The sequence below is a fragment of the Nostoc paludosum FACHB-159 genome (assembly GCF_014698835.1).
Classification (GTDB): Bacteria; Cyanobacteriota; Cyanobacteriia; order Cyanobacteriales; family Nostocaceae; genus Nostoc; species Nostoc paludosum.
The window spans coordinates 1-10,159 of the sequence record NZ_JACJTU010000105.1; the positions used below are offsets into that span (position 1 = coordinate 1).

The 10,159-nt window shown below is 44.6% G+C and carries 15 protein-coding genes; 5 read left to right on the plus strand and 10 right to left on the minus strand.

What is annotated here, in order from left to right:
• Positions 1–340 precede the first annotated feature (340 nt).
• From H6H03_RS38070 to H6H03_RS38080, 3 genes are all read left to right on the plus strand, one after another.
• On the plus strand, positions 341–937 hold the full coding sequence (locus H6H03_RS38070) for a hypothetical protein (RefSeq protein WP_190960172.1): 597 nt from the start codon (positions 341–343) through the stop codon (positions 935–937).
• Between the two features lie 109 nt (positions 938–1,046).
• Positions 1,047–1,364, plus strand: coding sequence for a hypothetical protein (locus H6H03_RS38075; RefSeq protein ID WP_190960173.1), 318 nt, complete (start codon positions 1,047–1,049; stop codon positions 1,362–1,364).
• On the plus strand, positions 1,361–1,726 hold the full coding sequence (locus tag H6H03_RS38080; protein ID WP_045875016.1) for a retroviral-like aspartic protease family protein: 366 nt from the start codon (positions 1,361–1,363) through the stop codon (positions 1,724–1,726). The genes H6H03_RS38075 and H6H03_RS38080 overlap by 4 nt, the downstream gene beginning before the upstream one ends.
• A 274-nt stretch (positions 1,727–2,000) precedes the next feature.
• Here H6H03_RS38080 and H6H03_RS38085 read toward each other — a convergent pair whose 3' ends face one another.
• From H6H03_RS38085 to H6H03_RS38130, 10 genes are read right to left on the minus strand one after another with little or no spacing between them, the layout of a single operon-like run.
• On the minus strand, positions 2,001–3,824 hold the full coding sequence (locus H6H03_RS38085; RefSeq protein ID WP_190960174.1) for a hypothetical protein: 1,824 nt from the start codon (positions 3,822–3,824) through the stop codon (positions 2,001–2,003).
• 2 nt (positions 3,825–3,826) lie between these two features.
• Positions 3,827–4,393 (minus strand): hypothetical protein, encoded by a 567-nt coding sequence (locus H6H03_RS38090; protein ID WP_190960175.1) that lies wholly within the window; start codon positions 4,391–4,393, stop codon positions 3,827–3,829.
• A gap of 51 nt (positions 4,394–4,444) precedes the next feature.
• Positions 4,445–5,050 (minus strand): hypothetical protein, encoded by a 606-nt coding sequence (locus tag H6H03_RS38095; protein WP_190960176.1) that lies wholly within the window; start codon positions 5,048–5,050, stop codon positions 4,445–4,447.
• Positions 5,047–5,556, minus strand: coding sequence for a hypothetical protein (locus H6H03_RS38100; protein ID WP_242058202.1), 510 nt, complete (start codon positions 5,554–5,556; stop codon positions 5,047–5,049). The genes H6H03_RS38095 and H6H03_RS38100 overlap by 4 nt, the downstream gene beginning before the upstream one ends.
• The gene (locus H6H03_RS38105; RefSeq protein ID WP_190960177.1) at positions 5,556–5,753 is read right to left on the minus strand and encodes a hypothetical protein; all 198 of its coding nucleotides are present in this window, start codon (positions 5,751–5,753) and stop codon (positions 5,556–5,558) included. Before H6H03_RS38105 ends, H6H03_RS38100 begins: the two co-directional genes overlap by 1 nt.
• 8 nt (positions 5,754–5,761) lie before the next feature.
• The gene (locus H6H03_RS38110) at positions 5,762–6,022 is read right to left on the minus strand and encodes a hypothetical protein (RefSeq protein ID WP_190960178.1); all 261 of its coding nucleotides are present in this window, start codon (positions 6,020–6,022) and stop codon (positions 5,762–5,764) included.
• Positions 6,012–6,269 carry a hypothetical protein gene (locus H6H03_RS38115; protein WP_190960179.1) on the minus strand — a complete coding sequence of 86 codons (258 nt, stop codon included), beginning with the start codon at positions 6,267–6,269 and terminating at the stop codon, positions 6,012–6,014. The genes H6H03_RS38110 and H6H03_RS38115 overlap by 11 nt, the downstream gene beginning before the upstream one ends.
• Positions 6,266–6,502, minus strand: a complete 237-nt coding sequence (locus tag H6H03_RS38120; protein ID WP_190960180.1) for a hypothetical protein — start codon at positions 6,500–6,502, stop codon at positions 6,266–6,268. Before H6H03_RS38120 ends, H6H03_RS38115 begins: the two co-directional genes overlap by 4 nt.
• A complete protein-coding gene (locus H6H03_RS38125) occupies positions 6,499–6,732 on the minus strand; it encodes a hypothetical protein (protein WP_190960181.1) in 234 nt (77 codons plus the stop codon). The genes H6H03_RS38120 and H6H03_RS38125 overlap by 4 nt, the downstream gene beginning before the upstream one ends.
• A 3-nt stretch (positions 6,733–6,735) precedes the next feature.
• Complete coding sequence (locus tag H6H03_RS38130) at positions 6,736–7,851, minus strand: ParM/StbA family protein (RefSeq protein WP_190960182.1); 1,116 nt, start codon at positions 7,849–7,851, stop codon at positions 6,736–6,738.
• A gap of 245 nt (positions 7,852–8,096) precedes the next feature.
• Between H6H03_RS38130 and H6H03_RS38135 the strand changes: the two genes are divergently transcribed.
• Both H6H03_RS38135 and H6H03_RS38140 read left to right on the plus strand, forming a co-directional pair.
• The gene (locus tag H6H03_RS38135) at positions 8,097–8,291 is read left to right on the plus strand and encodes a plasmid partition protein ParG (protein WP_190572890.1); all 195 of its coding nucleotides are present in this window, start codon (positions 8,097–8,099) and stop codon (positions 8,289–8,291) included.
• 596 nt (positions 8,292–8,887) lie between these two features.
• On the plus strand, positions 8,888–10,159 hold a 1,272-nt coding region (locus H6H03_RS38140; protein WP_190960183.1), incomplete at its 3' end, for a PriCT-2 domain-containing protein.

Consider the following 10,159-nt stretch of genomic DNA (forward strand, 5'->3'; position numbering starts at 1 on the left):
ATTTAGGAGTTGTTAAAGCCCTACGAAAACCAGTCTCCAGGCTGGATTTATCTCCTTTTCCTGCACCCTCTTGACAAATGTGCAATTACCTTAACCTCTCACGGATGTTTTCCGCGATTCTTTGGCTTTTTCATCGTCATTAATCCGCAGTCGTTATGATTTGGACTTAAATTGTTTTAAAGTGCTGTAAGTCACAAGGTACGAATGCAATTCTCTCGGGCCTTGCTCTGCATTAAAAATGGTCGAGCGAACACTGCTTTCTCGATCCAATTTCTGATATGTTGATAGCATTGCTATCTACTTGATATCGATAGCTGTTGCTATCAATTGCGATATCACTATGCCTGACCTTAACAAACCCAGTGAGATGATCCGCGTACCCACTCCCCTGATTCCAGCAGTTAGGGAGTTATCCCGGCTGCACCGACAAGGACTCTCAAGCGAGGTACTTCACTCTTTGGATGAATTAATACTGGCGTTGGACAGTAACAGTAGAAGCGCCAACTCTACTTCCCAAACGATATTAGCTATTTGCGAACGACTGGATAATCTAGAATTACGTTTGTCGGGTGATATTAGTAGCGATGCATCCAGTAACCAGCATCTCGCCGATTTAGAACAAAAAATCGACTCTATAAATAATCGGCTAGCACAATTTGCCGAGGTAATTATGCAGCTTCAAAGTAATATTAATAATCAACCAAGGCGGGGTAAGTCATACTATGGCAATTCTTATAATCAAGGGCAACCTGTTAAGTTTCAGCCAATTACAGAAGAAAGTTTGGCTTCAAGGTTAGGGGTAACTCCAGAAACTATTCGTAAGGAAAGAGAAAGTCAACCCGCGCCGCTTTTTTTCGCATGGTCTAAGCGCAAGGATACTTCTGGTATTGGCTGGGAATTTAATCAGAAAACGGGATTGTATCATCCAATTACTTGAACCCGACAGCGATGATTATTTTAATAAACGCAGCTGAGGCTGAAATCCAGGTTCACTCTTTGATAGCTTTACCGTTAAAATAATAGATATTGGTTTATAGGTAAAAAGCATGACAGAAACCAAGTCTACCCGTGTTGTCCGTAGGGGGAGAATATTTCCCGAAATCCAATGGAATGAGGAACAATTTGCACGACGTGAAGCCGAACGCGAGGCTTTTTACCAACGTTGTCAACCTATTTTTGAGCGAGTCAAATCAGAATTAATTGAAACTCACTACAACTGGTTTGTTGCAGTTGAACCGGATAGTGGAGAATATTTTGTTGATAAAGATTTAGAAGTAGTTTCATTACAATGTCGCGAACAGCATCCAGGCAAAATACACTATACTTTTCGGATTAATGAGTCTGGGGCTTGCGGCACGATATGACGATTTCCGGTTTTTTTGGTGATGAGGAAGCACTACTTTTTGAAATTAATTTAATAACATCAGATGGATTAGAATTACCTGTTGAGGCGATGTTTGATACAGGTTTTTCGTATTGGTTAGCGATTAATGACCAAGATATAGATGCACTTGGTTGGGAGCGTTTACGAGAGCAAACAATGCGAACTGCACGGGGAGATGTAAAATTTGACATCTATGTTGGTCAAGTACTATTTGATGGTCAAGAGTTTGACATCCCTGTACATGTTGGCAAAGATTTAACAGAAGTTTTACTCGGTCGTCAATGGTTAACAAATCGTCGGTTAGTCGTTGATATACAGTCGGGTGAATTGACGTTGGGATAACTACGACCGATAAAAAGAGAGAAAAATCCCTCAAGATTTTGAAAAATTTATCAATTGTCTATTTTTTGGCAGATTTGTTATTAGTGTCTGGTAGACACACAACGGACACGTCACAGACATCTGGTGTCAAAACGTGTCCGATGTGTGTCTGCTCTAATGTCTGAACGTGTCCATACTGTATAAGGCTTTCAAGCTTTAGTGTCTGTAGTGTCTGGTGAGGAGTGTCCGCGAAAAAAGGGGGTTTTGGGGAGCAGACACGCGGACACCAAAGCGGCTAAATTTGATTGAGCTTGATAACACCCTCGGCTATCCAATCCGCCAATCCTGCCCCAACAATTTCATACATCCAGCCCTTAATTTGCTCAACGCTAAATCTCTCACCGTTCACTTTAAAGTTGCCTTTGAACTCTCTTACATCAGCTTCTATTCGCTCAGTTCTGGTGAGATATTCATACAACTTTTGCGCCATCGGTGATAGTTTTGTTTTTTCATCATGGGTATCACCACTCTTGCCACCGATATTAAATTCCAGTTCATAAATGCGTTCTAAAGTGGCTTTATCTATGGGTGGCGCTGACGATTCTTTGACGGATTTATCAACACTAAAATCAATCCGTTTGTGGTCAAGTTTAGGCAGTTCAATCGGCAACCATTGACCATGCCCTGGAAGTTTAATTTTTCCCATACCCGATGCCCTGGCCTCTGTAGTAATTGGGTCAACTTGTGCAATTAACTCAATCTCTAATAAGGCAGCATCTCTAAGTTTAGATAATCCCTTAGCCTTGGCTAAAATCTCCATCGTGCGGTCATGGGCAACAAATAGGGGAATCATTAATTGCTTGCGGGATTCAGTCATGGCACAGCGAAACCATTTACCAATGAAGTCTGGGTCAGGTTTCCAGTTGTCGGGGGCATCTAATGGCATCGGCTCAATAATATGATCCGTCCATGTGGTGAACTCCTCGCAAATCACCGACAATTGTTTACCGGATGCCCTTAAATGCTGCGTCCATTGCTCCTCAGTCATGCCGCTAGAACGGTAAGCAGCGTAGCGCAATCGCATTTCATCCATGTACCATTGCATGAAATCAGCGATTTCCCTATAGCCAGTAATCAGCCTCACCCCTCGCCATTCAACTTCTGTTCCGTGAGGGTCTAAAGCTACAACATCCCAACCAGCGTTAACCTTCTGCCAGACAATCTCTCTAGTCGTCCACGACTTACCCGAACCCATGCCCCCAAACAGTAAAGCAGGGTAGCCAATCGCGTTTTTCATCCATTGGTATTTGTCACCGTTGGCGATGACTGGCTGCTGTGCTTTCTCCTCCACTGTTCCCGGTTCACCGTGTGGTAGTTGTGCCTGGGGTGGCTCAAACTTAGAGAAGCTTGCACCCCCATCTAGTAAATGCCCAAACTCTTGATAGTCCTCTGCATTCATCGCCATAAGTAAGGCTGTTACTTGCTGTGGGGTGATGCTGGCTATAAACTGCTGTCTAGCCTCAGCGATTTTGATACCACGCAGGTATTTAAGTAATTCGTTCCCAGATAGTTCAAGCAACTGCTCACCCAGTTTGACAGAGTAGTTAGCCTTGACTCCCTCAAATTGTTTGGTAGCTCGGTAGTGTGGTCTGATATCGCTTAGATAATCCCTTGCCCTGCTGGTGGCCCACAAACCTATTGCCCCTAACACCATTGCACCAATACCCAGATGAATCTTAAACGGGTTGTCAGCAGGCAATGAGCGAAAGACGTACAGGCTATCGTGCTGGAGAAATGCCCAAGGGTTATAGTTCGGGTTACTTGTGCGGTACTGGTTAGCCTTGAGGTAAGGTTCTGGAATTTGCGATCGCTGCTCATATCGACAATACTTGTTACCCAAAAGCAATTTATCAGGGTTGCCAACGCCTGCCTCTATTGGTGCATCATGGATTCTGGCTGACTGTGGATAAAAGCATAGTTCCCGCTTCGATATTCCGTCGCCAACATGGGCAGCGATACCACAAATCACCGCGCCTGTTATGGATGCCATGATTGCCAGATTTAGACGCGGTGGTAAGCTGTATGAGCGTTGATTTAAATTAGATGGTTTGGTATCCATAGTCATCTCTTACGCCAATAGAAAGCTAGAATGACTGCTACGACTGCGGTAAAACCGAGAATTAAGGGAAAATTAGTTTGTTTTGGTGACTCAATCCCCTCATACTGTTTTACCTGTTGGGTGACTCCCAAAAAACTGCTACGAGCTACAAAATCCATCTGTTGGGCATCAGTGGTTAACTTCCACGAACTAGCAGCCAGCATGAGGGTACGAGTTACCCCAAGGCCAAACTTTTGACGGTCGCTGATTGTGGGAATGAAACTGTTTTCAAAACGTAGATAGCACAAAGCCCCAGCCACAGAAAGCCCAACGGGTAAGCCTGCCACAACTGCCGGGAACAGCCCCACACATCCTGCAAGGTAGAGAGATTGAGTTGACGCAACTTGAAACCCTGCCAAAACTGCACCTTGAGCAATCCCACGAAGTACAGTTACACCGCCATCGGTTTGGGCGATCGCCTGCTGCACTTGTTCACTGTCGTATTGTTCGCCCTGAATATGCTGTGTACGCTCGTCTACAATCTCTGCATCAAAATAGATGGGTGTCTGGTTTTGATTTTTGATGAGCATAGGAACACCTTTCAAATGGTTATCCCCCAGTGAGTCTGGGGGATTTAAGAGTTAGTCAATCAACCGTCTAAAGAAACCTTTGACTCCTCGCATTGCTGCTGAACCGTGTCTGTGGATGTCTTTTAGTGTTTCTTTGGCTCTGTCTGCTGGTGATAGTCCCTGCTGCTTGTCCCTTACCTGCTGCCACAACTGCGTCTTCGCTTTGTTGGAATCAATTTCAATCGTCCGAAGTGCGACGCGGTGCGATTCGCCAAGTAGGTTGAGTGTACGCCCGTGTCGAAATTGTTCTTGGCTTAATTGGTTGTTGGAGGCGATAACCTTCTGTTCTAAGCCGTACCCCAAACGCGCATCGCTGACCCTGACTTTTGACCAACCATCAGCCATTTTGTTAATGCTTGCACCAGCCTCAGTGAGAAACTTGGTTTCTTCTGCCATGACTGCTTCAGTTGCCTGTAGCCCTTGGTTTAAGTTGCCGAATACAGCCTTAGCATTCTGGGCGCGTTGGGTTTGCTTGATTCGGAAATCTGCTACAGTTGCTGCTGCTGATGGGTTACCGTCGAGGGCTTGAAATACAGTTTCTTGGCTGATGCCACTCAAGGAATGTAACGCAGCGTAGGTGATGGGTGCATCTAGTTTTAGTTTTACTGTCCGGTTCATGGCTGCTCACCCCAAGTAAAGTTGTCCGGTTCATGCCCCGACTCGTCATCATCTGGCCAGTAGTTCATCTCTACAAAACGGTCATAGATTCGGGTTGCTCGTTGCCTTAGTGGAGAATCAAGGTCATCACTGATGAGGTCAAAGCGGTTTTGTCCGTGTGCCAAGAGATTGGCTGTGTCTGGGTCAATGCCATTACCAAGGAACTGACCAAATGCAGCAGAGTATGGATGATCGTCAATGGTAGAGTGAGTTGCTAAAAATTCAGTTCCGGTGAATGTTGGGTAATCAAAAGTCTCTTCTACGTCTGGGTCAACTGGCTCAATATCAGAAGAAGTTTCTGCTAAAAGTTGCTGCAATCTCAAGGCGGAGTCAGTTAGGGGTGAACGTCCCCAGTCGTTTGGGTTTCTATAATCAAGTGCCATGTTGCTAAAATCCTTGTAGTGTATTACCTGATGCACTGAAAGGGCGATCGCTGTGCTTGCCGGCCAGTGCGATCGCTCTCCCATCACTGAAAAAAGCCTTCTCTCGAAATATCCACAGTAGAAGCTGTGGCCGACCATTGCAGAGTGTTGAAAAACTGCGTGACATCGCCAATGGTTACATCGCAATCAAAATGTAAGCCTTGATATTGGGGATGCTGCCGAATTTGGGTTACTAATTGTTGGGCTTGTGCAATCAATTCTGGCAGTGGTTGAGTGTTCATAATTCACCTCAAAAAATTGATAATTGCAATGATTCTTGGCTGATAACTGAAGCATTAGTAGACATCCCTGTTACTTCATAACAGCGAGTAGTTAAAGCTTTGTGATTGAGCAATAAATCAGCTTTTTTTCGTTGTCCAGTAAGAGGGCGAAAGTGATACTTTGGGTGTTGGATTGTCCCTGTTCTAAATAGGTACTGGTACAGCGTTCTATCGATTTGGTACACCTTGTAATTGGTGAGTAGGGTTGAGTCATAGACTCTATTTAGCATAAGTTTTTACCTCAACTTGGGAGTAAAACTCGATATCTAAGATTGCTTCGTGAATCTCTAAAAGTGCTTGAATGGCATCACCCAAACGCAAATCATTCGATGTACTGAAACGCTCGGAGCCTTCAATTTGTTTGTAATTTGGGGATGCTTGCACAAACCTAAGAGTCTGTTCGCAACCCAAGAGAATGGTCATTATTTCGGTAGTGGTTAGCGATGGTTGTGTCTGCATGGTTTCTTGGTTGCTCATACCTTCTTAGACCTCTTTTTTGTTTTGGATAATTCTGGCTCCAATTGTGTCGAGGCTGGCTGCTGTTTTGGCTTTTGCAGTACATAACTGATTGCACCTGCACCACCCACAACCGCAGCGATAGTGAACATATTGTTTTTGCCAAAGTACTGCACTCCGAAGTAGCCCAATGCAATAGCAAAGGCTGTTGCACCAATGCCAAAAAGCGTATTCCTTACTTTGGATTTGGTCATGCTGCCCCTTTGAAATTAGTGACCATTGCGCTAAGTGCTGATTTATTTGGCTGTGTAGATTGCGGTGTTGAGGGTTTTGGTGATGTTTGCAGATTACCGTGTTGAAAAATCAGCTTCTCTACACCTGCCGAAAGTGCTTGTGTTGGTGCATCTTGGGGTAATTCAAAAATCTTGCACAATTCAATTACTGCTAAGTAAGAGATGGTTATACGCCGAGATTCGTAATTCATTGATTAAGCTCCTCTTGCAATTTGAGTTAATAGCTTCAACCCCAAAGCATTGATGAATTGGGGATTATTCAAGACCACAAAACCTAAACCGGCTAGGTTCTGATCCACCACTGGCAGCGAAACACCCCCACCCCAGGCGACAAGGTATTTAGCGCGGTCTAGATAATTGCCAGCAGTCACAAAGTTGGCGAATTTCTCAATTCTGGTACTCCACCAATCCTCAAGGCACTGGCTATACTCGGTTTCAAACTTCTTACCAGTTAGGTGGTTGCCGCCGTATGTGAAGGTTTCTTCGAGAATCCCTTGGTTAACGAGACTAGGCGAGTGCTTCACATCCTTGGAAAGCAGACTTACTCTGTCGTTTCGCTTATCGAGAGCTTCTGCAATCATCGAGTGCAACTCACCGGCTCCACCCTCAATTAGATGGCGGTCAATCACTGCACCGCTACCGTTAAACACAGTCACCAACCAAGTTGATGAACCGATATCAAGTGCGATCGCCAATTCCGAGGGGTCAAGAATTAGGGATGCTTCACCGAATAAGCAATGGGCAATGCTTCCAAAGCCTTCGGGGTAAATGCCTGCAACCTCTATGTCAACCGTTTTAGTGACAATGGAACGAGTTACAGGATGCAGATGTTGGAAGGTGTGAATTCCTGATACCCTGCGTTTAATCTCTTGTCCCCAGCGTTCTGGGTTGTGATTGCTCAAACTAATCGAAAGCTTGAACCCATCGGGAATATTGAGAACTGCTAAATCTGCAAGGATGCTTTCTAATGCCAGTTCTGCTTTTTTAGCTTTGTCGTCATGAAGTAGGGTGTGGTCAGCCTGTGCTAGAGCTGCACTGCCCCAGAAAAATTGAATATCTTTTAAGTCCAGGCGTGAACCTTCGACATACCGTACCCATACCCCATCTTTAGATATGGTTTCGTGGTGCATGAGGTTGCGGTTGCGAACAAGTGAGTATGCGGCAGGCATCATGATAGAAAAATCACCAATCATGGCCTTGCCGTAACCTGCTCCTGCGTCCTTACCTCCTGTGAGGTCAGTTAGCCCGGAATTGGCAAGCAACTCTGCTTGAAGGAGCCAGTTTTTGGCATTGGTGTATGTGGTTGTCATGGTTCTGATGGTTGGTGAAAGTCTTATTTATCCTGGCTTTGGAGAATTTATCGGCAGAAGTGCCAATAATCCACACATCCAGGTTTTGGTAAGCCTAAACATCACTTTCTGGCTTCTGTTGCCTTTGTTGGGTGGCTGTTTTTGGCTTGCACAATTATTATAGCTCGAATACTCTAATACTCGAAAATGATTTTTACTTATGCTTTGGCGATAATTGAGAGAATTAATTAATGAGTATTTGAGCTATGGAGGAAAAGAAAAAACCAGGAAGACCATCAACCAATAAAGATGACTCTGTTTTTGTCCGTGCGAGAGTACCACGAGAAATTCACAAAGCTTTCAAGCTTGCTTGCACGGAGGATGATTTAGTTATGGAAGATGTAATCAGGGATTTAATTAATGAATGGCTTACAAAAAGAGACAAGAAAAAGTCAGTTTAGATTTTGGAGTTTTAGAGCTATATAATATATGAGAAACCTGTTACTTCTCCCAATTTGAAATTTGAGGAGAGGTGACATAAATCAAAACAACTTACAGAATCTCAGGCTCTTGAAAAAGTATCAACTTTTATTAAGTAATTTCAAGCTACGAATTAGGTCTTGTTAAACCTAAAACGGACAGAATTTCTGTAATATCAAGCATGAAGGCAAATGAAGGTTGTAATGGAGGTAAATACACAACACCACCAAAACTAAAAAGACAAAGCGTTACTAAGTAGTGAACACTTTGCCAGACGGTAAAAATTAAAGGTTTAAATATCTGCGAGCGGGGTTTATCTCTCAAAGACCAAAGAAGTGGAACGAAGTTGGAAGCTCTAACCACTAATTGGCAACAGAGATCATTCCGCGCTGCTTACTCATATTATACGAGTTGCTGTGGCAATTTACAAAGTTATGTTGGCAGATAAATTCAACAATTTTTTTGCCAGATAAAAACCAAGTTTAAACAAGAAAAGCAGTAAATCTCATAGATATCAGGTGTAGCAGTGCGTTAACCCCCTCGAAATGCTGAAAAACAGTTATTTGAGGGTACATCTGTGATAAACAACAACAGCGCATTGGCAAAAAGTCAATGCCTTGTGCCGAAGTTTAAATTCGCTGTCAACACTTGTGGCTCTAATAAAGACTGGGACTTTAAAAAGCTAGCTGCCAACTTCCGGGACGTAGAAGGCACGATAGAGGATGTCCAGCAACACATTAAAGCCGGTCACGCTGTTTGTGCTGGCTTGTTAGATGGTAAATGGCGCAGTAAGGCTAATGTCATCGGTTCTCAATGGATACCTCTAGACATCGATAATTCTGATGTCGCCCGTGATGCTTATGGCAAGCCGATTAAGGACTCTAACGGTAATTCTATTAAAGTCTACAAGCATCAATTAACGCTTGAAGAAGCCCTAGCCCATCCCTTCATCCAAAAACACTGCGCTTTACTCTACACCACCAAGAGCCATAAACCTGACTGGCATAAATTCCGGTTGATTTTCCTTCTGCCCCAATACGTTGAGGGTGCTGACACAGTAGAAGCTTGTACGCGCTCTCTGATGCAGCAGCTACCGCATGACCCTGCGTGTAAAGATGCTTCTCGCGTATTCTACGGCAACACTGAAGCGGAATTTCTCATAGTCAACCCCGAAGCTACTCTACCAACAGAGTGGGTAAGTTCAGCGATTGCGATCGCGCTCCATGAGAGGGAAGAATACCAGCAGCGCATCCAAGAAATCGAGTCACGCCGTCAACAGTGGAGGGAGATTTCCGACGTTGAAGGCTGGGACATTGAACAGCTGATCCAGCAAGCACTCTCATTCATTCCACCGCGTAGCCCTGGCAGTGGCAATTACGATGAGTGCCGCCAAGTGCTGATGGCTTTGGTCAATCACTACGGGCCAACGGATGCCGAAATCATTGCTGAAAAGTGGTCGCCCTCCATTCCTGGTACAACCTGGAACATTCGCGCCAAAATTCGCAGTTTCCGACGTGGAGGGATCTCGATTGGAACCCTGTTTCACATTGCCAAGCAGTACGGGTTTCGCTTTCCGCAACGGCAGTATGAACCACGCCACACCGAGCAAGGAGTCATTAGCCGCCAAGAGTGGGAACTGGGACGAGTCAGGGAAGACTTGACCAGCTTCCAGAATTTATTAAAACAGGCGATCGCCCCATTCGTTACAAAGAAGAAAGGATTTTCAAAACCCGCGTCAGAGAAGCCAGCCGCCGCATCACCCCAGACAGCGCCCGAAATTACCAAGCTTTTACGTCAAGTAATTATCTACAAGCGGGGCAATATCCCGCATCGAAGCGAAATTACAGGC